The sequence below is a fragment of the Streptomyces sp. TSRI0107 genome, assembly GCF_001905845.1.
In the GTDB taxonomy this organism is placed as follows: Bacteria; Actinomycetota; Actinomycetes; order Streptomycetales; family Streptomycetaceae; genus Streptomyces.
Map to the genome: position 1 here is coordinate 100,098 of NZ_LIVZ01000010.1, position 23,143 is coordinate 123,240.

At 73.6% G+C, this 23,143-nt stretch carries 21 protein-coding genes; 18 read left to right on the plus strand and 3 right to left on the minus strand.

What is annotated here, in order from left to right; all coding sequences use genetic code 11:
- Positions 1-93: 93 nt before the first annotated feature.
- Positions 94-1,284 (minus strand): pyridoxal phosphate-dependent aminotransferase, encoded by a 1,191-nt coding sequence (locus tag AMK31_RS26315; protein ID WP_073943135.1) that lies wholly within the window; start codon positions 1,282-1,284, stop codon positions 94-96.
- 906 nt (positions 1,285-2,190) lie between these two features.
- Here AMK31_RS26315 and AMK31_RS26325 point away from each other — a divergent pair.
- From AMK31_RS26325 to AMK31_RS26370, 10 genes are all read left to right on the plus strand, one after another.
- Positions 2,191-2,709, plus strand: coding sequence for a DUF2617 family protein (locus AMK31_RS26325; protein WP_073943137.1), 519 nt, complete (start codon positions 2,191-2,193; stop codon positions 2,707-2,709).
- A gap of 91 nt (positions 2,710-2,800) precedes the next feature.
- Entirely contained in the window at positions 2,801-4,390 is a 1,590-nt protein-coding gene (locus AMK31_RS26330) for a polyamine aminopropyltransferase (protein WP_073943138.1), read from the plus strand.
- 77 nt (positions 4,391-4,467) lie between these two features.
- Complete coding sequence (locus tag AMK31_RS26335) at positions 4,468-5,298, plus strand: SRPBCC domain-containing protein (protein ID WP_073943139.1); 831 nt, start codon at positions 4,468-4,470, stop codon at positions 5,296-5,298.
- A gap of 80 nt (positions 5,299-5,378) precedes the next feature.
- Positions 5,379-6,167: an aldose epimerase family protein gene (locus tag AMK31_RS26340; RefSeq protein WP_073943140.1), complete on the plus strand. Its 789-nt coding sequence runs from the start codon at positions 5,379-5,381 to the stop codon at positions 6,165-6,167.
- 10 nt (positions 6,168-6,177) lie between these two features.
- Positions 6,178-6,726, plus strand: a complete 549-nt coding sequence (pyrE, locus tag AMK31_RS26345) for an orotate phosphoribosyltransferase (RefSeq protein ID WP_073943141.1) — start codon at positions 6,178-6,180, stop codon at positions 6,724-6,726.
- Between the two features lie 134 nt (positions 6,727-6,860).
- Entirely contained in the window at positions 6,861-7,892 is a 1,032-nt protein-coding gene (fbaA, locus tag AMK31_RS26350) for a class II fructose-bisphosphate aldolase (RefSeq protein ID WP_073943142.1), read from the plus strand.
- Positions 7,893-7,961: 69 nt separating this feature from the next.
- The gene (locus AMK31_RS26355; RefSeq protein WP_073943143.1) at positions 7,962-9,452 is read left to right on the plus strand and encodes an MFS transporter; all 1,491 of its coding nucleotides are present in this window, start codon (positions 7,962-7,964) and stop codon (positions 9,450-9,452) included.
- Positions 9,453-9,464: 12 nt separating this feature from the next.
- Positions 9,465-9,878 (plus strand): DUF3151 domain-containing protein, encoded by a 414-nt coding sequence (locus AMK31_RS26360; protein ID WP_073943144.1) that lies wholly within the window; start codon positions 9,465-9,467, stop codon positions 9,876-9,878.
- Positions 9,879-10,039: 161 nt separating this feature from the next.
- The gene (locus tag AMK31_RS26365) at positions 10,040-10,879 is read left to right on the plus strand and encodes a tryptophan 2,3-dioxygenase family protein (protein ID WP_073943145.1); all 840 of its coding nucleotides are present in this window, start codon (positions 10,040-10,042) and stop codon (positions 10,877-10,879) included.
- The gene (locus AMK31_RS26370) at positions 10,872-12,185 is read left to right on the plus strand and encodes a kynureninase (RefSeq protein ID WP_073943146.1); all 1,314 of its coding nucleotides are present in this window, start codon (positions 10,872-10,874) and stop codon (positions 12,183-12,185) included. Before AMK31_RS26365 ends, AMK31_RS26370 begins: the two co-directional genes overlap by 8 nt.
- 22 nt (positions 12,186-12,207) lie before the next feature.
- Here the strand turns inward: AMK31_RS26370 and AMK31_RS26375 are convergent, their stop codons facing one another.
- Entirely contained in the window at positions 12,208-12,816 is a 609-nt protein-coding gene (locus AMK31_RS26375; protein ID WP_073943147.1) for a TetR/AcrR family transcriptional regulator, read from the minus strand.
- A gap of 191 nt (positions 12,817-13,007) precedes the next feature.
- Here AMK31_RS26375 and AMK31_RS26380 point away from each other — a divergent pair, with 191 nt between their 5' ends.
- The 7 genes from AMK31_RS26380 to AMK31_RS26410 all read left to right on the plus strand — a co-directional run bounded on the left by AMK31_RS26380 (position 13,008) and on the right by AMK31_RS26410 (position 21,039).
- The gene (locus AMK31_RS26380) at positions 13,008-13,895 is read left to right on the plus strand and encodes an alpha/beta hydrolase (RefSeq protein ID WP_073943148.1); all 888 of its coding nucleotides are present in this window, start codon (positions 13,008-13,010) and stop codon (positions 13,893-13,895) included.
- A 214-nt stretch (positions 13,896-14,109) separates the two neighbouring features.
- Positions 14,110-15,129, plus strand: coding sequence for an alpha/beta hydrolase (locus tag AMK31_RS26385; protein WP_073943149.1), 1,020 nt, complete (start codon positions 14,110-14,112; stop codon positions 15,127-15,129).
- Positions 15,122-16,315 (plus strand): acyltransferase family protein, encoded by a 1,194-nt coding sequence (locus AMK31_RS26390; RefSeq protein WP_073943150.1) that lies wholly within the window; start codon positions 15,122-15,124, stop codon positions 16,313-16,315. The genes AMK31_RS26385 and AMK31_RS26390 overlap by 8 nt, the downstream gene beginning before the upstream one ends.
- Before the next feature lie 25 nt (positions 16,316-16,340).
- The gene (locus tag AMK31_RS26395; RefSeq protein ID WP_079186935.1) at positions 16,341-17,768 is read left to right on the plus strand and encodes a sensor histidine kinase; all 1,428 of its coding nucleotides are present in this window, start codon (positions 16,341-16,343) and stop codon (positions 17,766-17,768) included.
- Positions 17,765-18,439: a response regulator gene (locus AMK31_RS26400; RefSeq protein ID WP_073943151.1), complete on the plus strand. Its 675-nt coding sequence runs from the start codon at positions 17,765-17,767 to the stop codon at positions 18,437-18,439. The genes AMK31_RS26395 and AMK31_RS26400 overlap by 4 nt, the downstream gene beginning before the upstream one ends.
- 582 nt (positions 18,440-19,021) lie before the next feature.
- A complete protein-coding gene (locus AMK31_RS26405; protein WP_073943152.1) occupies positions 19,022-20,377 on the plus strand; it encodes a sensor histidine kinase in 1,356 nt (451 codons plus the stop codon).
- Positions 20,374-21,039 (plus strand): response regulator, encoded by a 666-nt coding sequence (locus tag AMK31_RS26410; RefSeq protein ID WP_073943153.1) that lies wholly within the window; start codon positions 20,374-20,376, stop codon positions 21,037-21,039. The genes AMK31_RS26405 and AMK31_RS26410 overlap by 4 nt, the downstream gene beginning before the upstream one ends.
- Here the strand turns inward: AMK31_RS26410 and AMK31_RS26415 are convergent, their stop codons facing one another.
- On the minus strand, positions 21,040-21,846 hold the full coding sequence (locus AMK31_RS26415; RefSeq protein ID WP_073943154.1) for a hypothetical protein: 807 nt from the start codon (positions 21,844-21,846) through the stop codon (positions 21,040-21,042). It lies immediately after the preceding gene.
- 88 nt (positions 21,847-21,934) lie between these two features.
- On the opposite strand from AMK31_RS26415, the gene AMK31_RS26420 reads away from it, so the two are divergent.
- Entirely contained in the window at positions 21,935-23,140 is a 1,206-nt protein-coding gene (locus AMK31_RS26420; protein ID WP_073943155.1) for a cytochrome P450, read from the plus strand.
- Positions 23,141-23,143 lie beyond the last annotated feature (3 nt).

Below are 23,143 nucleotides of genomic sequence, written 5' to 3' on the forward strand. Positions count from 1 at the left end.
CCGGACCCGCGCCTGGCTGGCCGAGGAGGGCTGCTGCCCGCACATCACCTTCTTCGTGGAGCCCAGCTCGGGTAGCCGGCACGTCCGTGGCTGTCAGGCGGCCAGCGTCTTGAGTCGGGAGGCCGCATCCTCCAGCACCCCCGTCTGCTTGCAGAACGCGAAGCGCACGAACGGCGCCCCCTGGTCGCGGTGGTCGTAGAAGACCGCGTTGGGGATGGCGACCACGCCCGCCCGCTCCGGCAGGGCGCGGCAGAAGGCGAAACCGTCGCTCTCGCCGAGGGGGCGGACGTCGGTGGTGATGAAGTAGGTGCCGGAGGTGTGGAAGACGCCGAAGCCCGCCTCCGCTAGTCCCGCCGCGAGCAGATCCCGCTTGGCGTGCATGTCCGCGCGGAATCCGGCGAAGTACGACTCGGGCAGCGCCAGCGCCTCCGCGACCGCGTACTGGAAGGGCCCCGACGCCACGTAGGTGAGGTACTGCTTCGCCGACCGCACGGCGCTGACCAGCGCGGGCGCCGCGGTGATCCAGCCGACCTTCCAGCCGGTGAACGAGAAGCTCTTGCCCGCGCTGCCGATGGTCACCGTACGGTCCCGCATGCCGGGGAAGCCGGCCAGCGGCAGATGCTCGGCGTCGTCGAACACCAGATGCTCGTACACCTCGTCGGTCACCACCAGCAGGTCCCGCTCCACCGCCAGCTCGGCGATCGCGGTCAGCTCCGCGCGGGTCAGCACGGTGCCGGTCGGGTTGTGCGGGGTGTTGATCAGCAGCAGGCGGGTGCGGTCGGTGACGGCGGCCCGCAGCTCGTCCAGGTCGAGCCGGAACGCGGACCCGTCGGGACGCAGCGTCACCGGCACCCGGCGCCCGCCCGCCATGGCGATGCAGGCCGCGTAGGAGTCGTAGTACGGCTCCAGCGCGATCACCTCGTCGCCGGGCTCCAGCAGCGCCAGCAGCGCGGCGGCGATCGCCTCCGTCGCGCCGGCCGTCACCAGCACCTCGCTGTCCGGGTCGAACGACAGCCCGTACCGGCGCTGCTGGTGGGCGGCGATCGCGGTGCGCAGCTCGGGGACGCCCGGGCCCGGCGGGTACTGGTTGCCGCGCCCGTCCCGCAGCGCCCGCACGGCCGCCTCCCGGATCTCCTCGGGGCCGTCCGTGTCGGGGAATCCCTGGCCCAGGTTGATCGACCCGGTCCGCAGGGCCAGCGCCGACATCTCGGCGAAGATCGTGGTCCCGAACTCGGCGAGGCTGCGGTTGAGGAAGGGGCGCTCGGTGGAGGTCATGCCGGCCATCCTGCGCCGAAGCCCCGGCCTTCCTCAACCAGCGTTCGCCCGGCCGGCCGGTCACGCACGTCCCCCCGACCTGCAGTTGAGCGCGGGTCAGGGGCTTTCCCGCTGGTAGGACCCTCAGAAGTTCCTCAACTCTGCTTTGACCGTCGCGCACGGCGGGCATCCCCGGTTCACGCACCACACGAGGCGCCCACGGGGGGCCGCTTCGGGGGAACTGAAAGGAGGGTGACGCCATGGTCATCGGCATCATCCTGGCGGTCGTCGCGGTAGTCGTCGCGGTGGGCGTGCTGGCGAGCCGGAGTGCACGGCGGGCCGGCGCGCGGGGGCCTGTGCGGTCGGGGGGCCGCCGGGGTTCCGGGGGAAGCGCCCGTTCCGGCTCCGGCTCGAGCTCCGGCTCGAGTGACGCCAGCTGGTGGGTGGTCGCGGGGGCAGGCGGGGACGTGTCGGGCGGCGACAGCGGGTCGTCCTCGGACTCCTCGTCCTCGGACTCCTCCTCGGGCCACAGCTCGGGCGGACACTCCTGCGGGAGCAGCTCGTCGTCCTGCGGGGGCAGCTCGTCGTCCTGCGGGGGCGGCGGCGGATGCGGTGGAGGCAGCTGACACGGGGCAGCCGAGCTCCGAAGGGGGAACCGCATCGACAGGCGCCCGCCGGGAACGACCGGCGGGCGCCTTGCCTTCTCCGGCCCGCTCCGGCGTACGCCGTAGTTGAACAGTTGAGCCCAGGAGCCCCCTGAGGGATGAGAACCGCCCGAAGTTGGGTAAAAGCGCTGTGGCAGCGACACAGTTCATGATTCCCTCTAACACACCAACGCAGCCCCTCGGACGTCCTGACGGACACCCCTTCTGACTGGGCTGACCGGGCCGATCTTCCCGGCGTCGTTCTCTCTTTGCGTGCTAGCGGAGCCGATCCATGCTCACGACCCTGAAAACCTCCTATACCGATACGCGCGCGGCCGACCTCGCCTGGGCCCTGGGCCGTGAGCCGCTGCCCGCCCTCGCCACCCTCGACCTCCAACTGGACGGTGCGAAACTCCAGTTACGGCTGCTCGGCGCGTCACATCAGGTGCTCCTGGAGGACGAGCGGACCAACTGTTCCGAGACGGTGGCGTGCATCCCCGGCAGCAGCACCCCGCTCCCGCTCGGCGTGGCCAAGCGGGTGGGCGACTGGGAGTACGAATTCGCCGCCCGCGTCGAGGACTTGTCCCCGGGCTCCTTCGAAGGCCGGGCCCAGGAACTCCTCGCCCTCGTCTCCGACCATCCGCACGGTCTCGCCGGCGTCTTCCCGGGCAGCCCGCACGCCTTCACCGCGATGCTGGCCCAGCGGCACGAAGGGCAGGTCCACTGGCGGACCTGGCACGCGTACCCGCAGGACGGGCAGTTGGTGGCGACCCGGACGAGAGTCGGGTCGCGCCGCGCGGCGAGCACCTGACGGCACCTCGAACCAGAGGTGCCGTTCTCAAACCCAGATCCACACGTGTGGGTGACGAAGCGCACCACACCCCTGACGTAACGTCACTGTCGTGATCGATCCGCACGCGCCGGTCCGTCCCGGCGCCCCGCCGTCCTGGCGCGGTCCCGCGCGGCTGCCCGTCCGTCCCGGAACCGGACGTTGGCTCGTCCTCGCCGGCGTGTTCGTCTGCGCGGCCTGCGGACTCGTGTACGAACTCGAACTGGTCGCCCTCGCCGCGTACGTGACCGGCGACTCGGTCACCCAGACCTCCATCGTCCTCTCCGTCATGGTCTTCGCGATGGGCATCGGCTCCCTGGTCGCGAAGGGCCTGCGCCGGCACGCCGCCGTCGGGTTCTGCGCGATCGAGGCGGCGCTCGCGCTGGTCGGCGGGTGCAGCGCGATGGCGCTGTACGCCGTCTTCGCCTGGACCGGCGACTGGGGCGGCCTGTGGGAGGACGGCCCGCGCTGGCTGATGGTCGCCTTCTCCCTCACCATCGGACTGCTGACCGGCGCCGAGATCCCGCTGCTGATGGAGCTGATCCAGCGCATCCGCCGCCAGGACGCCGGCGGCGCGGTGGCCGACCTGTTCGCCGTGGACTACGTCGGCGCGCTGGTCGGCGGCCTCGCCTTCCCCTTCCTGCTGCTGCCCCTCATGGGCCAGTTGACCGGCGCGCTGCTCACCGGCGCGGTCAACGTGGTCGTGGGCGGCGCGCTGGTGCTCGGCCTGTTCGGCCGCGACCTCACCCGCCGCGCCCGGCTGCTGCTGCTCGCCGTCAACGTCACCGTGCTCGCCGTGCTCGCCGCGGCCGCCGTACTCGTCGACGACTTCGAACGGGCCGCCCGCCACGCGGTGTACGGGGCGGACGTACGGGTCGCGCTGCGCACCGACATCCAGGAGGTCGTCCTCACCGGCGGCACCGACGGCCGGCCCCTCGGCCTCTTCCTCGACGGCCGGCTGCGGGTCAGCGGCAGCCATGAACGCCGGTACCACGAGGCGTTGGTCCACCCCGCGATGACCGGCCCGCGCACGCGCGTGCTGATCCTCGGCGGCGGCGACGGACTCGCCGCGCGGGAGGCGCTGCGCTTTCCCGGCGTGCGGCGGGTGGAGGTGGTGGAACTCGACGCCGAGCTGGTGCGGTTGGCGCGTACCGATCCCGCGCTGTCCGCGCTGAACGAGCACGCCTACGACGACCCGCGGGTGCGGGTGACGACGGCGGACGCCTTCCGCTGGCTGCGCGGCGCGCCGCACGCCGCGTACGACGTGGTGATCGCGGACCTGCCCGGGCCCTGCCGCACGGCGGGCGCCAAGCTGTACTCCCAGGAGTTCTACGGCCTCGCCCGCCGCGCCCTCGCGCCGGGCGGCCGGCTGGTGGCCCACGCGGGCTCGTCGGCCGCCCGCCCCCGCGTCCTGTGGACGGTCGACGCCACGCTGCACGCCGCCGGACTGCGCACCACCCCGTACCTCGACGGCCGTGACCGGGGCTTCGTCCTGGCCGCCCCCGGCACCCGTCCGCCGCTGCGGCTGGACACCTCCCCGGACGCCCCGCGCCCGCTCACGCTGACCCCCGGCCGGCTGGCCGCCGCCGAGTCCGCCGCCGCGTCCGCCCGGCTGCCCGGCCTGCCGCCGTCGACCCTGGTGCACCCCCGGTATCACGGCTGACGGCCGCGCCGCGCGAGGGTGACGAGGGGGCGCAGCGCGGGGTGTGTTCCGGCCGTCACTGGGTAGGCTGCGACGACATGGAGCACGAGGTGTTCGTACCGGTACCGGCCGACCGGCTGAAGGCGGCGCTCGCGGACCCCGCGCGGGTCGCCCGGGCGGTTCCCGGGCTCCAGCAGGAGGCGGGCGCCGAGCCCGTCGCCGGACGGCTCAAGCTGCGGGCGGGCGGCACCACCATCACCTACCGGGGTTCCGTACGGGTCTCCGCGCGGGACGACGGTTCGTACGCCGTCGCCGGCGACGGCACCGAAACCCGCGGCACCGGCACGGTCAAGCTCGCCCTCATCCTCCGCCTGCGCACCCAGGACGACGGCACCGCCCTCGCCTTCGAGGGCACGGCCGCCGCGGACGGCCGGATCACCGAGCTGCCGGCCGAGGCGGTCGCCTCGGCGGTGAGCCGCCTGCTGAACCGTTTCGGGGAGAATCTCGGGGCGGAGGCGGCGGGGACCTCTGAGGCGGCGGACACCTCTGAGACCGAGACCGAGAGCGAGGCGGTGTCCGTCTTCGACACCGAGATCCCGCCCTCGTCCCTCGACCGGGACGCCGACGACGAGGCCGACGAAGAGGCGGGCGGGAATCCGGACGAGGCGACCGGCGACGACGCCGCATCCCTCACCCGTGACTTCGCCGAGTCCCCCGCACCCCCCGCCGAGGCCGCCCACGCCCGCCGCACGATGATCGGGCGCAGCGCGGAGGAGGTCGACCACGCCCCGCCGCGCGGCCGCTACGCCCCCGTGCCCGCCCCGCAGACGGTCGTCCCGAACAGCACCCTGCGCTGGGCCGCCCCCGCGGCGGCGCTGGTCGTGGCCTCGGCGATCGTGGTCGGCCGGGCGCTGCGCCGCCGCCGCTAGCAGAGCCCCCGGAGGGTGCCTCGCCGACGTCCGGCCAGTTGGCGCGAACGCTCTCTTGATCAGGCCAGTAGGGTCGTCCCGTGAGTAACGAAGACATCACGCTGACCGCGGGCGACGCGGAGGTGACCCTGCACCCCGGCAACGGCGGCCGGGTCGGAGGACTGCGCGTCGGCGGCACCGAGCTGCTCCGCCAGGGCGAGCGCTTCGGCTGCTTCCCGATGGTGCCCTGGTGCGGCCGGATCCGCGACGGCCGGTTCCGGGACGGCGCGACCGAGCACCAGATGCCGCTCAACGCCGCCCCGCACGCCATCCACGGCACCGCCCGCGACGGCGCCTGGAGCGTCGCCCGTGCCGGCGCCGACGAGGCGGTCCTCACGTACGACCTGGTCGACCCCTGGCCGTACACCGGCCGCGTCACCCAGATGTTCGCGCTGACGCCGGACTCGCTGACGCTGACCATGTCCGTGGAGACGTACGAGTCGTCCTTCCCGGCGCAGATCGGCTGGCACCCGTGGTTCAACCGGAACCTCGGCGGCACCGACGCGGAGATCGACTTCAAGCCCGCCTGGCAGGAGGAGCGCGGCGCCGACCACCTGCCCACCGGCAACCGGATCGACCCGGAGCCCGGCCCCTGGGACGACTGCTTCGGCATGCCCGGCGGCGTCGACGTGACGCTGACCTGGCCGGGCGCGCTCCGGCTGAAGGTCACCAGCTCCGAGGAGTGGGTCGTCGTCTACGACGAGCAGGAGGCCGCCGTGTGCGTGGAGCCGCAGACCGGCCCGCCCAACGGTCTGAACACCCGCCCGCGCCTGGTCACGCCGCTGGAGCCGCTGGAGGCCACGACGACCTGGAGCTGGACCCGGCTCTAAGCTGGTCGGCATGACGGACGTACGTGCGGCGCTGCTGCAGCAGATCAAGGACAAGGCCGTGGTGCACGGCAAGGTGACCCTCTCCTCGGGTCTGGAGGCCGACTACTACGTCGACCTGCGCCGCATCACCCTCGACGGCGAGGCCGCCCCGCTGGTCGGCCAGGTGCTGCTGGACCTGACCGCCGACCTGGAGTTCGACGCCGTGGGCGGCCTGACCATGGGCGCCGACCCGGTCGCCGCCGCCATGCTGCACGCGGCCGCCGCGCGCGGGAAGCGGCTCGACGCCTTCGTCGTACGCAAGGCCGCCAAGGCGCACGGGCTGCAGCGGCGCGTGGAGGGCCCGGACATCGCGGGCCGCCGGGTCCTGGTCGTCGAGGACACCTCCACCACCGGCGGTTCGCCGCTGACCGCCGTCGAGGCGGTGCGCGAGGCGGGCGCCGAGGTGGTGGCCGTCGCGACGATCGTGGACCGGGCCACCGGCGCCGCCGAGAAGATCCAGGACGGCGCGGGGGTGCCGTACCTCTACGCGTACTCCAAGGACGAGCTGGGTCTCGACTGACCACGGCTCGGACGGCCCCATGGACCTTCCGGCCGAGTCTGGAAAGATGGGGCCGACGATGACGTCGCCCCCATGGTCTAGGTCAGGGCCGTAAACGCACCACACGCCCACCCGCACATACAAGGAGCGGACAGATGCCCATCGCAACCCCCGAGGTCTACAACGAGATGCTCGACCGGGCGAAGGCAGGCAAGTTCGCCTACCCGGCCATCAACGTCACCTCGTCGCAGACCCTGCACGCGGCGCTGCGCGGCTTCGCCGAGGCCGAGAGCGACGGCATCATCCAGATCTCGACGGGTGGCGCGGAGTTCCTGGGCGGCCAGTACAACAAGGACATGGTCACCGGCGCCGTCGCCCTGGCCGAGTTCGCGCACATCGTGGCCGCGAAGTACGACGTGACGGTCGCCCTGCACACCGACCACTGCCCGAAGGACAAGCTGGACGGCTACGTCCGTCCGCTGCTGGCCATCTCCGAGGAGCGCGTCGCCCGCGGCGAGAACCCGCTGTTCCAGTCCCACATGTGGGACGGCTCCGCGGAGACCCTGGCCGACAACCTGGCCATCGGCCAGGAGCTGCTGGCCCGTGCCGCCGCCGCCAAGATCATCCTCGAGGTGGAGATCACCCCCACCGGCGGTGAGGAGGACGGCGTCACCCACGAGATCAACGACGAGCTGTACACGACGGTCGACGACGCGATCCGCACGGCCGAGGCGCTCGGTCTCGGTGAGAAGGGCCGCTACCTGCTGGCCGCGTCCTTCGGCAACGTGCACGGCGTGTACAAGCCGGGCAACGTGGTGCTCCGTCCCGAGCTGCTGAAGGAGCTGAACGAGGGCGTCGCCGCCAAGTACGGCAAGCCCGCCGGCTCCCAGCCGTTCGACTTCGTCTTCCACGGCGGCTCCGGCTCCACCGAGCAGGAGATCCTGACCGCGCTGGAGAACGGCGTGGTCAAGATGAACATCGACACGGACACCCAGTACGCCTTCACGCGTCCGGTCGCCGACCACATGTTCAAGAACTACGACGGCGTCCTGAAGGTCGACGGCGAGGTCGGCTCCAAGAAGACCTACGACCCGCGCACCTGGGGCAAGCTGGCCGAGGCCGGCATGGCCACGCGCGTCGTCGAGGCCTGCAAGAACCTGCGGTCGGCCGGTACGAAGCTGAAGTAACCCGTACGCCCGTACGTCCGCACGGCGAGCCCGGTGCCACCGCACCGGGCTCGCTGTATACCTGGGGGCATGCCCGACGTCCGGCTGGCCTCCCCCCAGGGCAAGTGGGTCCTGTTCACCACGGTGCTCGGCTCCAGCATGGCCATGCTGGACTCGACCGTCGTGAACGTGGCCCTGCCCCGCATCGGCACCGACCTCGACGCGGACCTCGCCGTGCTGCAGTGGACGGTCAACGCGTACATGGTCACGCTGGCCGGGCTGATCCTGCTCGGCGGCGCCCTCGGCGACCGCTACGGGCGCCGGCGGATCTTCGTGCTCGGCGTCGCGTGGTTCGCGGTCGCCTCGCTGCTGTGCGGGCTCGCCCCGAACGCCGGGGTCCTCGTCGCCGCCCGGGCCCTGCAGGGCGTCGGCGGCGCGCTGCTCACGCCGGGGTCCCTGGCGCTGATCCAGGCGTCCATCCACCCCGACGACCGGGGCCGCGCGGTCGGCCTGTGGTCCGGCTTCGGCGGCATCGGCGCCGCCGTGGGGCCGTTCCTCGGCGGCTGGCTGGTGGACGGGCCCGGCTGGCGCTGGGTGTTCCTGATCAACGTCCCGCTGGCCCTGCTGTGCGTGCCGGTCGCGCTGCGGCACGTACCGGAGTCCGCGAGCGGCTCCCGCGGCCGGTTCGACGTGCTCGGCGCGGTGCTCGGCGCCCTCGCGCTCGCCCTGGTGACGTACGCGCTGATCGAGGCCCGCGCGGGCACGCCGGCGGTGGCCGTGACGGGCGTCCTGGGCGTGCTCGCCGCCGTGGCGTTCGTGGTGGTGGAGCGGCGGCGGCCCGATCCGATGATGCCGCCGGACATCTTCGCCTCCCGCCAGTTCACCGCGGTCAACCTGGTCACGCTGTGCGTGTACGCGGCCTTCGGCGGCTTCTTCTTCCTCGTCGTGATCCAGCTCCAGGTCGTCTCCGGGTACTCCGCCCTCGGCGCGGGTACGGCCCTGCTGCCGACGACCGTGCTGATGCTGCTGTTCTCCGCGCGGTCCGGGGAGCTGGGCGAGCTGACCGGGCCGCGCCTCCCGCTGACCGTGGGGCCGCTGCTGTGCGCGGCGGGCATGCTGCTGATGCTCAGGGTCGGGCCCGACGCGTCGTACGTCGTCGACGTGCTGCCCGCGCTGCTGGTGCTGGGCCTCGGCATGGTCACCCTGGTCGCCCCGCTGACCGCAACCGTCCTCGGTTCCGTCGACACCGCGCGGGCGGGCCTGGCCAGCGGCATCAACAACGCGGCCGCGCGGGCGGCGGGCCTGGTCGCGGTGGCCGCGCTGCCGCTGCTCGCCGGGATGGGGCCGGAGGCCTACCGCTCGGCGTCCGCCTTCGACGCCGCGTTCGGCCGGGCGATGCTGTGGTGCGCGGGCGTCCTGGTGGTGGGAGCCGTGCTGGCCTTCGCGACCGTACGGCGGCCCGCGCCGGGCTGCCGGCACCCGCAGTGCCGTACGCACTGCGGGGTGACGGCGCCGCCGCTGGAGGGCGAGGAGCCGTCGGCCGCGCCCGGAGGGCCACCGGCCGACGGCACCCACCGGTGACAGACTGAACCCATGACGATTCACGAGAACCTGCTCGGGGGACCGCCCCCGACCCACCTGCCCGACGACCCGGAGCCGCGCGAGCTGCTGGCGGGCGGCGCCCCGGCCGCCGAGGTCGCCGGGAAGTACCCGACCTCGTCGCTGGCCTGGGCCCGGCTGGCCGACGAGGCGTTCGAGCGGGGCAGCGTGGTGGAGTCGTACGCCTACGCCCGTACCGGCTACCACCGTGGCCTGGACGCCCTGCGCCGCAACGGCTGGAAGGGCCACGGGCCGGTGCCGTGGGAGCACGAGCCGAACCGCGGCTTCCTGCGCGCCCTGCACGCCCTGGCCCGCGCCGCGCAGGCGATCGGGGAGCAGGAGGAGTACGAGCGCTGCACCCAGTTCCTGAAGGACTCGTCGCCGACGGCGGCGCAGACGCTGGGCTGACGCCCGCGCGCGTCCGCGTGCGTCCCCGCGAGGCCCGTCTGTGATCAGGCGGGCCTTGCGATGTTCCCGGGCTTTGCGGAGGATGCGGGGTGGGGACCGGGGCCCCCGTGCCGGTAACGGCAGGGGCGGACCGCTACCCGGAGCAACAACAGGAGACAGCGATGTCCCACGAGGCTCAGGCGACCCACGAGCCCGAGACCCCGCATCTCGACTTCCAGGGGACCACCCCGTACGAGGACTACGTCAAGGCGGACGTCCTCACCCACCTCCAGCACACCCTCTCCGACGATCCCGGAGAGATGGTCTTCCTGGTCACGACCCAGGTCATGGAGCTGTGGTTCACGGTGATCGTCCACGAGTGGGAGACGGCCGCGAAGGCGCTGCGCGAGGACGACGTACCGACGGCGATGGCCGCGCTGAAACGTTCCGTCCGGGAGCTGGAGGCGCTGAACGCCTCCTGGAAGCCGCTCGCCCAGCTCACGCCGGCGCAGTTCAACTCGTACCGGGGAGCCCTCGGGGAGGGTTCCGGCTTCCAGTCCGCGATGTACCGCCGCATGGAGTTCCTGCTCGGCGACAAGTCCGCGTCGATGCTGGTGCCGCACCGGGGCGCGCCCCGCGTCCACGCGGAGCTGGAGAAGGCGCTGCACGAGCCGAGCCTGTACGACGAGGTGCTGGCGCTGCTGGCACGCCGCGGGCACGCGATCCCCGAGTCGGTGCTCACGCGTGACGTCTCCCGGCGCTACGAGCCGTCGCCGGAGGTGGAGGCGGTGTGGACCGCCCTCTACTCCGCGGACGAGTCCGACGAACTCGCCCGGCTCGGCGAGGCGCTGACCGACGTCGCCGAACTGGTGTGGCGCTGGCGCAACGACCACCTGGTCGCCACCCGCCGCGCGATGGGCGCGAAGACCGGTACGGGCGGCTCCGCCGGGGTCGCCTGGCTGGAGAAGCGCGCGCAGAAGAACGTTTTCCCCGAGCTGTGGACGGCGAGGTCCTATGTCTGAGCCGGGGACGCCCGACCTGCGTACGGCCGGCCTGCGCACGGCCGAACTGGCGATGCGGGCGGAGAAGCTGGACGGGGCGGACGGACTGGCGGGCAAGCGAGCCGAGTTCGTCCTCGACGACGTCGTCTACCTGGACGGGAACTCCCTGGGCGCGCTGCCCGCGGCCGTCCCCGGGCGGGTCGCCGACGTGGTCGGCCGCCAGTGGGGCGAGCTGCGGATCCGCTCCTGGGAGGAGAGCGGCTGGTGGACCGCGCCCGAGCGGATCGGCGACCGGATCGCGCCCCTGATCGGGGCGGCGGCCGGGCAGGTGGTCGTCGGCGACTCGACCAGCGTGAACGTCTTCAAGGCGCTGGTGGCGGCGGTACGGATGGCGAACGCGGGTGCCGGCGGGGGCGAGGGCGCTTCCGGCGCTTCCGGTGCTTCCGGTGGCGAGGGCTCTTCCGGGAGCGAGGGCTTTCCCGGGCGGCGTGACGAGATCGTCGTCGACGCGACGACCTTCCCGACCGACGGGTACATCGCCGAGTCGGCGGCGCGGATGACGGGCTGCACCCTGCGGCCGGTGGTCCCGGCGGAGGTGCCGGGTGTGCTGGGCGACCGCACGGCCGCCGTCCTCCTCAACCACGTCGACTACCGCACCGGACGCCTCCACGACCTGCCGGCCCTCACGGCCGCCGTGCACCGCGCGGGCGCGATCGCCGTCTGGGACCTGTGCCACAGCGCGGGCGCGCTGCCCGTCGGGCTGGACGAGCACGGGGTGGACCTGGCGGTCGGCTGCACGTACAAGTACCTGAACGGCGGCCCGGGTTCACCGGCCTACCTCTACGTGCGCCGGGAACTCCAGGACCGCTTCGACTCCCCGCTGCCCGGCTGGAACTCCCACGCGGAGCCCTTCGGCATGCGGGCCGGCTACGAGCCGGGTCCGGGTGCGCTGCGCGGGCGCGTCGGCACGCCGGACATCCTGTCGATGCTCGCCCTGGAGGCGGCACTCGACGTCTGGGACGGGGTGTCGATCGAGGCGGTGCGCGCCAAGTCGCTGGCGCTGACGGACTTCTTCCTGGAGTGCGTCGCCGCCTACGTCCCGGCGGGCCGCGTGGAGTCGGTGACTCCGGTGCCCCACGGGGAGCGGGGCAGCCAGGTGGCGTTGCGGTGCGACGACGCCGGAGACGTCATGAAGCGGCTCATCGAGCGGGGAGTCGTCGGCGACTTCCGCGCCCCGGACGTCCTGCGCTTCGGCTTCACGCCGCTGTACGTCGGGTTCGGGGATGCGGAGAGGGCGGCGAGGGTGCTGGCGGAGGTCCTGCGGTAGCCGGTGGCCCGGCCGCACCCGGTCACTCCCCGACGAAGACCCCCGCCACGGCAGCGGCGTGCGCGGCCCGCGCGGCCCGCTCCGCGGCGGGGGCGTCGGGGACCGCCCCGGACGTCAGCAACCCGTAGTACAGCGGAGCGGACACCGCCCGTACGACCGCCCGGGCGTCCGTGCCCTCCGGCAACTCGCCCCGGGCCACGCCCTGCTCCACGCACGGCGCCCACTCGGCCACCCGCACCTCGTAGAACCGCCGCAGCGCCTGTGCCGTCCGCTCGTCGCACGTCGCCGCCGCGATCACCGCGCGGAACAGCGCCCCCTGCCGCTCGTCCGCCAGCGTCCGCTGCACGAGCAGCGCGTTGGCCCGCAGATCGCCGAGCACCGACCCGGTCTCCTGCCGGGGCGAGGACTGCTCGGCCATGTCGACGAGCAGGTCCGCCACGAGTCCGGTGACGGACCCCCAGCGCCGGTACACGGTGGTCTTCCCGACCTCCGCGCGCCGCGCCACGTCCGCGAGGTCCAGCCGGTCGAACCCCTGCTCGGCCAGGACGTCCCCGGCCGCCCGCAGCACCGCGGCGCGTACCCGCGCGGTGCGCCCTCCGGGGCGTACGGTGCCGGGTTCGGCGGTCGACATATCGGCCTCCTGGGTGCACTTGGTGCCCGTACGGGTCACCCCGCCAGGGTAACGAAACAGCAGAACCGTTTACCTCTTCACCGAGCGTGACATCCCCATGTCCCCGCACGTCATCGTCCTGATACCGTCCCGGCCAACGGCCCGTGTCCCACCTGGTCCGCCACCTACGTTTCATCGCTGAGAGGTTGAGCATGACGGACGACGTCGCAGCAGCACGGGCCGCCGCCGAGGAGGAGTCCGCCTTCTCGCACCCGCCCGTCGACCCCGACGCCACGGCCTCCTACGGCGACCACCCCGACCAGGTGATCGACTTCTACGCCCCGCGCGGTGCCGGGACCACCGGTCCGGCCGTCCTCGCCCCGCTGGTCGTCGTGCTGCACGGCGGCGCCTGGCGCGCTCCGTACGACCGCCGGCACATCAGCCCGTTCGCGGGCTTCCTGGCCCGTAGGGGGTTCGCGGTGGCCAGCGTGGAGTACCGGCGCGGGGGCACGGAGACCGGCGCCGGGGACCAGCCCGTCGCCGGCCGCTGGCCGGACACCTTCGACGACGTCGCCGCGGCGCTCGACGCCCTCCCCGGCCTCGTCCGCGAGGCGCTTCCCCAGGCCGACCCCCGCCGTACGGTGCTCACCGGCCACTCTGCCGGCGGCCACCTCGCGCTGTGGGCCGCCGCCCGGCACGTCCTGCCGGCCGGCGCGCCCTGGCGCACCGACGGTCCCGCACCCCTGCGCGGGGTCGTCGCGCTCGCCCCGATCGCCGACTTCGCGGTCTCGGTGAAGCTGGACGTGTGCGGCGGAGCGGTGCGGCAACTCCTGGGCGGCGAGGACGCGTTCGCCGACCGGCAGCCGTACGCCGACCCGGCGCTGCTGCTGCCCACGGGCATCGCGACGACGCTGGTCCAGGGTCGTGCGGACCTGGACGTGCCGCAGGCGGTCGCCGAGTCGTACGCGGAGGCGGCGGCGAAGGCGGGCGAGGTCGTCGGGCTGACCCTGCTGGAGGACGTCGGTCACTTCCCGCTGATCGACCCGGCGGCGGACGCGTGCGCGGTGGTGGCGGAGGAGATCGCACAGCTGGCGTGGTGAGGGCCCGCGGCCTCGCGGCTTCGCGGACTCCGTCGCTCAGAGGCCCTTGGGGATTTGTCCGCCTGCCCCTGTCCGCCTGCCCCTGTCATACCCGTCATACCTGAGAGCTACGTCCGCGAAGAGCTCTCCGGCGTGACGCGGGCGACGGCTCCCGCTCCGTAACTTCCCGATCAGTGAAGCCCGATGGCCGGGCGGACGGGGAGGGAAGCGAGTCATGGAGCCGACCGCTGCGCGGTGCGCCGACACCGGGGACGGGACCACGGCAGGCCGCCGCCGTACGCCCCGTGGGCTGCGTTCCCTGCTCGCCCTCCTCGTCACCGCCGCGGTCGTCCTGCCGCTCTCCGCCGCGGCCCGCCCGCAGATCCCCGCCCCCGCGCCCGCCGCGCTGCCCCCGCTCTCCGCGGCCACCCTGGACGCGGCGTACGCGGCCAACCGCGCCAACGCCGAGCGGTCCTCCCGCATGGCCGCCGCCCACGGCGACCACCACCGCGCCGCGGCCGACCGCGCCCTGGCCGGCCGGTCCCGGCAGCTCCTCGCCTTCGACGGGCGCGGGGCCGGCCAGACCACGGAGGTCTTCGGCGACCTCGACCACGCCGACCACGTCGCCGTCCTGGTCCCCGGATCCGACACCGGCCTCGACACCTACGGCCGCTTCCGCGCCACCGCGACCGCCCTCCACCACCAACTCGCCGAGCAGGCGGGCGAGTCCACGCGTACGGCGGTGGTGGCCTGGCTCGGGTACGAGACGCCCGGCACCGTCAGCTCCACGGTCCTCACCACCGGCCGCGCCGACGAGGCCGCCCCGCGTCTGGACCGGTTCCTGCGGCAGCTGCGCACCCTCACCGGCCGCGACGCCCACGTGTCCCTGGTGTGCCACTCCTACGGCTCGGTTGTCTGCGCCCGCGCCGCCGCCCTGGGCGCACCGATGGCCGACCTCGCCCTGCTCGGCAGCCCCGGCACCGGCGCCGACTCCGCCGCCGCGCTGCACACCACCGCCCGGATCTGGGCGGCCCGCGGCGGCGACGACTGGATCGCCGGAGTCCCGCACGCGAAGGCGGACCTCTTCGGCACCACCGTCGGCTTCGGCACCGACCCGGTGTCCCCGGCCTTCGGCGCCCGTGTCTTCGCCGCCGGAGACGGCGGCCACAGCGACTACTTCGCGCCGGGCTCGGTCTCCCTGGCGAACCTCGCCCGGATCGTGCTCGGCCGGACCTCGGAGGTGACCCATGCGTGAACCGACGCCCCTCATCCGGAGCGCCGTGCGGCTCGACGCGGCGACCCCCGTCACCCGTGACCGCGCGGTCGACGCCCTGCGCGCCTTCGCCATCCTCGGCGTCGTCCTCGGCCACTGGCTGGTGACCGCCCTGGTCGCGGACGGCGGCACCCTGCGCACCGACAGCCCGCTGCGGCACCTTCCCCAACTCGCCCCGATCTCCTGGGTCTTGCAGACACTCGCCGTGTTCTTCCTGGTCGGCGGGCACGTGGCGACCCGCAGCCACGCGTCGGCGCGGGCTCGCGGGGTGACCTACGGGCAGTGGCTGCGCGCCCGCCTGGTCAGACTGTTCGCGCCGGTGGCCGCCCTGCTCGCCCTGTGGGCGGTGGCCACGGCGGGCCTGCTGCTGACCGGCGCCGAGTACGCCACCGTGCGCACCCTGGTGAAGCTCGCCCTGTCCCCCTTGTGGTTCCTGCTGGTCCTCGCCGCGCTGACGGCGGCGACTCCGCTGCTCACCAGGGTCAACCCGCTGTGGCCGCTGGCCGTCGTACTCCATGTGGATCTGGTGCGTTTCGGCCTCGGCGGCCCCTCCTGGCTGGGCTGGGCCAACCTGGCGGCCGGCTGGCTGGTGCCCTACACGCTGGGCGCCGCCTGGACCCGGGGCGAGCTGGAGCACCGGCGCGCCGGATGGGTCCTGCTGGCCGGCGGGGCGGCGGTGACGGCCGCGCTGGTGGCCTGGGCGGGCTATCCGGCGTCTATGGTCGGCGTGCCGGGCGCCGCGGTCTCCAACCTGAACCCGCCCACGCTGGCCGCCGTCACCTTCGGCCTGGCCCAGTGCGGGCTGGCCCTGCTGCTGCGCGAGCCGCTGCGCCGCGTGCTGCGCCGGCCGGTCGCCTGGGCGGCGGTCGTCCTGGTCAACCTCTCCGCCATGACGATCTTCCTCTGGCATCAGACGGCCCTGATGGCCACCACGGCCACCGCCCTCCTCGCGGGCCCGCTGCCCGGTCTGCACACCGTCCCCGACGACCTGGGCTGGATCGCCGTGCGGCTGACCTGGCTGCCGGTGTTCGCGCTCGCGCTGACCGTCTGCTGGGTCGCCTTCCGCTCCCACGAGCAGCGCCCGGCCCCGCGCGGGCGCCCGTCCCGGGTGGTCCGCGTGCACCGGGCCGAGGCCGGCACGGCGGCGAAGGAGGCCCGGCGTGCCTAGCGAGACGCCCCCTAGGGTTGAGCGCGTGACGGAGACGGGGAGGGGCCGGCACCCGGTGGTGCGCCGGCTGCGGGGCTGGCTGGGCGTGCTGCGGGACGACCTGTGGACGGTCCGCGCGGACCCGCTGCCCGCCTTCGTATGGCTGCGCTGGCTGCCGCACGGAGTGCTGTGCCTGGCCGCGCTGGGCATCTTCCTCGGCGAGGTCGCGCAGCTCCAGGACCACGGAGGCCTGCCCCTCGGTTACGCCCTCCCGGTCGGGCTGGCCAAGGCCGGCGCGGTGGTGCTCGCGCTGTCGCGGCCGATCCCCGCCTGGTGGCTGTCGACGGCGGCCACGGTGATCGGGGCGCTCGGTGTCCGGCAGCGGATGATGTCCGGCGACTCGCACGACTTCACCTGGCCGTGGACGTCGGCCGGCCTCATAGCCCACCTGCTCGTGCTGCTGCTGCTCGCGCTGCGCGTGCCCAGCCGGGTGTCGGCAGAGGCCCTGTTCCTGACGCTGGGGATCACCTGGCTCCTGCAGGGCGTGCTGGGCGCGCCGGACTACCAGAGCACCGGTGTCCTCGCGATCTGCCTGTTCTCGTTCGCCGTGATACTCGGCATGGCCCTGCGAGGCCGCCGCGAAGCCCGCGCCGAACTCGGCCGGCAGGCCACCATGACCGCCGAGGAACGCGCCCGCCGCACCCTCCTGGAGGAGCGCAGCCGGATCGCGCGGGAGCTGCACGACGTGGTCGCCCACCACATGTCGGTGATCTCCATCCAGGCGCAGGTCGCCCCGCACCTGGTGGAGAACCCGTCCGAGGAGCTGAAGGAGAACCTGGCGGGCATCCGGCAGAACGCCCTGGAGGCGCTGACCGAACTGCGCCGCGTCCTCGGCGTGCTGCGCTCCGAGAACCCCGAGGACCCGTACGGGCTGGGGCCCGGCGGCGGTGCCGCCCCGGACGCCCCGCAGCCCACCCTGGACCGCCTGGACGCGCTGATCGAGAACACCCGGGCCGCCGGTCTGAACGTCGTCGCCCACATCCGGGGCGAGCCCGGCCGCCCGTACCCGCCCGGGGTGGAACTGTCGGCGTACCGGATCGTCCAGGAGGCCCTGAGCAACGCGCTGCGGCACGCGCAGGGTTCCGACGTCCGCGTCGAGGTCAGCCACCGGCGCGAGGGCCTGGTCCTGGAAGTGACCAACAGCCGTCCGGAGCGGCCCGTCCCGCCGTCCCCGGGCGCCGGTCACGGCCTGCTCGGCATGCGTGAGCGCGCGGCGATGCTCGGCGGCCACGTCTCGGCCGTGCCGACGCTGCACGGCGGGTTCCAGGTGACGGCGTTCCTGCCCAGGGACGGCGGTGCCACCGACTACGCGAACCTGCCCCTGGAGCGCGTGCCCGGCATCCCGGAACCGGAGTACGTCTTCCCCGAACCCCTGCCCAGACGCGACCCCCCGACAGGAGAAGAGACCCCATGACGAGCGGCACGATCCGCGTACTCATCGCCGACGACCAGCAGATGGTCCGGCAGGGCTTCACCGTGCTGCTCAACACCATGCCGGACATCGAGGTGGTCGGGCAGGCGGTGGACGGCCTGGACGCGGTCGCCCAGGTCGCCGAACTCGCCCCGGACGTCGTGCTGATGGACATCCGCATGCCGGAGCTCGGCGGCATCGAGGCCACCCGGCGCATCACGGCGGAGGCACAGGCCCCCCGCGTGCTGGTGCTGACCACGTTCGACCTCGACGAGTACGTGTACGAGGCACTGCGCGCCGGGGCCTCCGGGTTCCTGCTGAAGGACGCCTCCGCGGAGCAGCTGGCCGAGGCGGTCCGGGTGGTGGCCGCCGGGGACGCGCTGCTCGCGCCCGGCATCACCCGGCGGCTGATCGCCGAGTTCTCCCGCCTGGACGGCGCACCCCGCGCCCCCCTCAAGGAGCGCGTCGCCGACCTCACCGAGCGCGAGACCGAGGTCCTGGCGCTGATCGCCCGCGGCCTGTCGAACGCGGAGATCGCCCGGCAACTGGTGGTCGCGGAGCAGACCGTGAAGACCCATGTCGGCCGCATCCTGGTGAAGCTGGGGCTGCGGGACCGCACGCAGGCGGCGGTGTTCGCGTACGAGTCGGGCCTGGTACGGCCGGCGGGTTACTGAGGGGGTTGGGCGGGGCCGTTGTGCGGCTTGTACGGGGATCGTCGCGGTCCTGCGCGGGGACCGTCGTGCGGCTTGCGCCGGGCCCGTCCTGCGGCCTGCGAGGGGGCCGTGGCGGGCTTGTGCCGGGGGCCGTCGTGCGGCTTGCGTGGGGATCGTGGCGGGCCGTGCCGGGGGCCGTCGTGCGGCCTGCCGGGGACCGTGGCGGGCCTGTGCCGCGCCCGTCGTGCGGCCAGCCGGAGGCCGTCGGGCCTGCCGAGCCCGTCCTGCGGCCTGCGAGGGGGCCGTGGCGGGCTTGTGCCGGGGCCGTCGTGCGGCTTGCGTGGGGATCGTGGCGGGCCGTGCCGGGGGCCGTCGTGCGGCCTGCCGGGGACCGTGGCGGGCCTGTGCCGCGCCCGTCGTGCGGCCAGCCAAAGGCCGTCGGGCCTGCCGGGCCCGTCCTGCGGCCTGTGCGGGACCGTCGCTGCCCTGCGCCGAGCCCGTCGCGGCCCTCTGACCTGCCACCCGTAGTACCTGAGACGGATGCCGCAGGACCCCTCTCGCTGGTGACGACGGGGACGCCTCGTCCGGCCTAACGTTTCGAACGTGACCGAGACGCCCCAGACGCACACGACGCCACCAGGCGGCGCGGACTCCGCGTACGCCGCCTACAAGCCGCGCAGCCCCGAGTACCGGCTGGCCGCCGACGCCCTGCGCGGGCTGCGGCAGGACCTGTTCCACGACGCCCTCGCCTACCGTCCGCTGCCCCGCATGGCCGTCGACGGGCCGATCACCCGGCGGCTGCGCGGCCGGACGCGGGAGTACGTGTCGTGGACCCCGCACGCGATGATCGCCGTGGCCGGTTTCTTCGTGCTGATGATCGCGTCGACGACCACCAGCGGCGGCCCGAGCCCGCTGATCGGTCTGCTGGCCCTCGCCCCGGTGCTGATGACGATGGTCCGGCCGGTCGTCGCGTTCTGGCTGTCGCTGGGCGCGGCCCTGGCCGCCACCGTGCTGGGCGGCCAGTGGGACTGGCCGTGGCCGGCCGGCGCCTTCGCCTGCCACCTGGTGGTGCTGACCGTCGTCGCGATCCGCACCCGGCCGCGCACGGCGGCGTGGATGTGGCTGCTGACCGGCGTCTACAGCCTCTTCGCCGAGAGCCTGTTCGGCATGGGCCACTACAACACCAACACCGGCCCCATGATGGTCGTCTCGGCCCTGATCCTGCTCGCCGTCACCGTGTGGCACATACGCCGGGACGCCGAGCAGGAGGTGACCGCCCAGCAGACGGTGACCGCGCACGAGCGTTCGCGGCGCACCCTGCTGGAGGAGCGCACCACGATCGCCCGCGAGCTGCACGATGTCGTGGCCCACCACATGTCGGTCGTCGCCATCCAGGCGGAGGCCGCCCCCTACCGGGTGGAGAACCCGCCGCCGGAGCTGGAGCGCGCCTTCGTGACGATCCGGGAGAACGCGGTGGCGGCCCTCACGGAACTGCGACGCGTCCTGGGTGTGGTCCGCGCCGAGGACTACGAGGCCCCGGACGCCCCGCAGCCCACCCTCGCCGATCTGGACGCGCTGCTCGCCAATGTGCGGGACGCGGGCCTCGACGTCGGCAAGACGGTGACCGGCGCGGTCCGCGAACTCCCGCAGGGCTTGGAACTGTCGGCCTACCGGATCGTGCAGGAGGCGCTGAGCAACACCCTCAGACACGCGCCCGGCGCGGGCGCGCGGGTCGAGATCGGCTACGTTCTCGGGGGCCTGGGCCTGCGCGTGGTCAACGGCGCGCCGCCGGAGCCGTCTTTGGTGAAGCCCTCGCCCGGCGCGGGGCACGGCATCACCGGGATGCGCGAGCGGGTCTCGATGCTGAACGGCGAGATGACGGCGGGCCCGACGGACGAGGGAGGCTACGAGGTGACGGTGTTCCTGCCGGTCCCGGCGACGAGCGAGGGTGACGCATGACCATCCGCGTCCTGATCGCCGACGACCAGATGATGGTGCGCGAGGGCTTCTCGGTCCTGCTGAACGCGATGCCGGACATCGAGGTCGTCGGCGAGGCCGTCAACGGGCGGGAAGCGGTCGCCCGGGTCCGCGAACTCGCCCCGGACGTGGTGCTGATGGACATCCGCATGCCGGAGCTGAACGGCATCGAGGCGACCCGGGAGATCGTCGCCGCGGACGGCACGGCGAAGGTGCTGGTGCTGACCACGTTCGACCTCGACGAGTACGTGTACCAGGCGCTGCGCGCGGGAGCCTCCGGGTTCCTGCTGAAGGACGCCTCGGCCCGGCAGCTCGCCGAGGGCGTCCGGGTGGTGGCCTCCGGGGAGGCGCTGCTCGCGCCGTCGGTCACCAAGCGGCTGATCACGGAGTTCTCCAAGCTGTCCGAGGCCTCGCGGACCCTGCCGGGGGCGCAGGAGGCGTACGGGGATCTCACCGACCGGGAGACGGAGGTGCTGGTCCTGATCGCCCACGGACTGTCGAACGCGGAGATCGCGGAGCGGCTGGTGGTCGCCGAGTCCACGATCAAGACGCATGTGAGCCGCATCCTGGTGAAGCTGGGGCTGCGGGACCGGACGCAGGCGGCGGTGTTCGCGTACGAGGCGCGGCTGGTGACGCCGGGCTGATCAGGCCGCGAACAGGAGGGTCAGGGTGCCGAGGAAGATGAGGAGGCCGGGAACGCCGAAGAGCAGCATCGGGAACAGCAAGGTTCCCCGCCCGAGGACGAACTGCCGCTCCACACCGTTGAAGGGGTCGGCGGCGTCGTAGACCAGCTCGACCTGTTCGCCGCGGTAGTCGTAGGGGGCGTACGCGTAGGGCCGGCCGTCGAGGGCGGTGAAGTTGTACACGTACATCCCGTCGATGTGACCCTCGTACCGCGCGACCACCGTGACGCCGTCCTTGTGCAACCGCCACTGCGGCTTGCCGAACGGCATCAGGCTCGTCGCCGTGAGCAGCAGGGCGCCGCTGCAGAAGCCGCCCAGCCCGATCAGGATGGAGAGGTCGGGTGAGCCGGCGGCGGTGACGAGCATGCCTTCCACGACGTGCACCAGGACGAAGGCGAGCGCGCCCAGCCAGACCCACCGCCGCTTCCTGGCCCGCGCGTTCTCGGAGTCGAGGGTCCGCACCCTGACCAGGGCGGAGCCGTCGGCGGCCGGGTCGGACACGTCGGCCAGGGCGGTGTTGACGGCCCCGGCGAAGGCGGTGGCGGCACTCTCGCCGACGTCCTCGATCCGGTGGACCACCGGACGGCTCCCGTCCGGCGCCCGCAGCACGACCTCGACGGTCCGCCGCTCGCCGTGGACCCGGGCGACGGCCGCCAGCGGTATGTGGTGCTCCTTGTGCGCTTGGCGAAGGAGCAGCGCCGATCCGTCGAACCGGAGCTCGGTGTTCTTGCGGCCGTGCAGGACGGGGACGGACGGAGTGATCGACATGGGCGTGATCGTAAAGGGGGAGGCGGTCATTCCGGGCCGCTGGTCAGAGCCCTGGTCAGAGGAGGGTTCGCCGGGCTAGCGTCCGTTCATGTCAGCCTTCGACCCGTGGGACCCGGCGTTCCTCGCCGACCCGTACCCCGCCTATGCCGAGCTGCGCGCCCGGGGCCGCGTGCACTACTACGCGCCCACGAACCAGTGGCTGGTCCCGCGCCACGCGGACGTCTCGGCGCTGCTCCGGGACCGTCGCCTGGGCCGCACCTACCAGCACCGGTTCACCCACGAGGACTTCGGGCGCACCCCGCCCCCGCCGGAGCACGAGCCGTTCCACACGCTCAACGACCACGGGATGCTGGACCTGGAGCCGCCGGACCACACCCGGATCCGCCGTCTGGTGTCGAAGGCGTTCACCCCGCGGACGGTGGAGCGGCTCAAGCCGTACGTGGAGCGGCTGGCCGGGGAGCTGGTCGACGGGCTCGTCCGGCGCGGCGGCGGTGATCTGCTCGCCGACATCGCCGAGCCGCTGCCGGTGGCGGTGATCGCCGAGATGCTGGGGGTCCCGGAGTCCGACCGGGCGCCGCTGAGGCCGTGGTCGGCGGACATCTGCGGGATGTACGAGCTGAACCCGTCGCAGGAGGCGGCACAGCGGGCGGTGCGGGCGTCGGTGGAGTTCTCCGGCTATCTGCGCGAGCTGATCGCGGCGCGCCGTAAGGAGCCCGGCGACGACCTGATCTCCGGCCTGATCGCGGCGCACGACGAGGGTGACCGGCTCACCGAGCAGGAGATGATCTCGACCTGCGTCCTGCTGCTGAACGCGGGCCACGAGGCGACGGTCAACGCCACGGCGGGCGGCTGGTGGACGCTGTTCCGCCACCCGGACCAGCTGGCGGCGCTCCGCGCGGACCACTCCCTGATCCCGTCCGCGATCGAGGAGCTGATGCGCTACGACACCCCGCTCCAGCTCTTCGAGCGCTGGGTCCTGGACGAGATCGAGATCGATGGGACGACGATCCCCCGGGGCGCGGAGCTGGCCCTGCTCTTCGGCTCCGCGAACCACGACCCGGCGGTGTTCACCGACCCCGGCCGCCTGGACCTGGCCCGCGCGGACAACCCGCACATCTCCTTCAGCGCCGGCATCCACTACTGCATCGGCGCCCCGCTGGCCCGCCTGGAGCTGGCCGCCTCCATGCGGGCGCTGCTGGAGCGGGCCCCGACGCTGACCCTGGCGGCGGAGCCGCGGCGCAAGCCGAACTTCGTGATCCGCGGCCTGGAGGGGCTTCAGGTGCGGGTCGGGTAGGTG

Bases quoted from the DNA above. Each gene is read 5' to 3' on its own strand.
- AMK31_RS26390 (WP_073943150.1), top strand. From the start codon at position 15,122: ATGCGTGAACCGACGCCCCTCATCCGGAGCGCCGTGCGGCTCGACGCG.
- AMK31_RS26370 (WP_073943146.1), top strand. From the start codon at position 10,872: ATGTCTGAGCCGGGGACGCCCGACCTGCGTACGGCCGGCCTGCGCACG.
- AMK31_RS26415 (WP_073943154.1), bottom strand. From the start codon at position 21,846: ATGTCGATCACTCCGTCCGTCCCCGTCCTGCACGGCCGCAAGAACACC.
- AMK31_RS26420 (WP_073943155.1), top strand. From the start codon at position 21,935: ATGTCAGCCTTCGACCCGTGGGACCCGGCGTTCCTCGCCGACCCGTAC.
- AMK31_RS26410 (WP_073943153.1), top strand. From the start codon at position 20,374: ATGACCATCCGCGTCCTGATCGCCGACGACCAGATGATGGTGCGCGAG.
- AMK31_RS26380 (WP_073943148.1), top strand. From the start codon at position 13,008: ATGACGGACGACGTCGCAGCAGCACGGGCCGCCGCCGAGGAGGAGTCC.
- AMK31_RS26355 (WP_073943143.1), top strand. From the start codon at position 7,962: ATGCCCGACGTCCGGCTGGCCTCCCCCCAGGGCAAGTGGGTCCTGTTC.
- pyrE (WP_073943141.1), top strand. From the start codon at position 6,178: ATGACGGACGTACGTGCGGCGCTGCTGCAGCAGATCAAGGACAAGGCC.
- AMK31_RS26375 (WP_073943147.1), bottom strand. From the start codon at position 12,816: ATGTCGACCGCCGAACCCGGCACCGTACGCCCCGGAGGGCGCACCGCG.
- AMK31_RS26335 (WP_073943139.1), top strand. From the start codon at position 4,468: ATGGAGCACGAGGTGTTCGTACCGGTACCGGCCGACCGGCTGAAGGCG.
- AMK31_RS26400 (WP_073943151.1), top strand. From the start codon at position 17,765: ATGACGAGCGGCACGATCCGCGTACTCATCGCCGACGACCAGCAGATG.
- AMK31_RS26365 (WP_073943145.1), top strand. From the start codon at position 10,040: ATGTCCCACGAGGCTCAGGCGACCCACGAGCCCGAGACCCCGCATCTC.
- AMK31_RS26325 (WP_073943137.1), top strand. From the start codon at position 2,191: ATGCTCACGACCCTGAAAACCTCCTATACCGATACGCGCGCGGCCGAC.
- AMK31_RS26385 (WP_073943149.1), top strand. From the start codon at position 14,110: ATGGAGCCGACCGCTGCGCGGTGCGCCGACACCGGGGACGGGACCACG.
- AMK31_RS26315 (WP_073943135.1), bottom strand. From the start codon at position 1,284: ATGGCCGGCATGACCTCCACCGAGCGCCCCTTCCTCAACCGCAGCCTC.
- AMK31_RS26360 (WP_073943144.1), top strand. From the start codon at position 9,465: ATGACGATTCACGAGAACCTGCTCGGGGGACCGCCCCCGACCCACCTG.
- fbaA (WP_073943142.1), top strand. From the start codon at position 6,861: ATGCCCATCGCAACCCCCGAGGTCTACAACGAGATGCTCGACCGGGCG.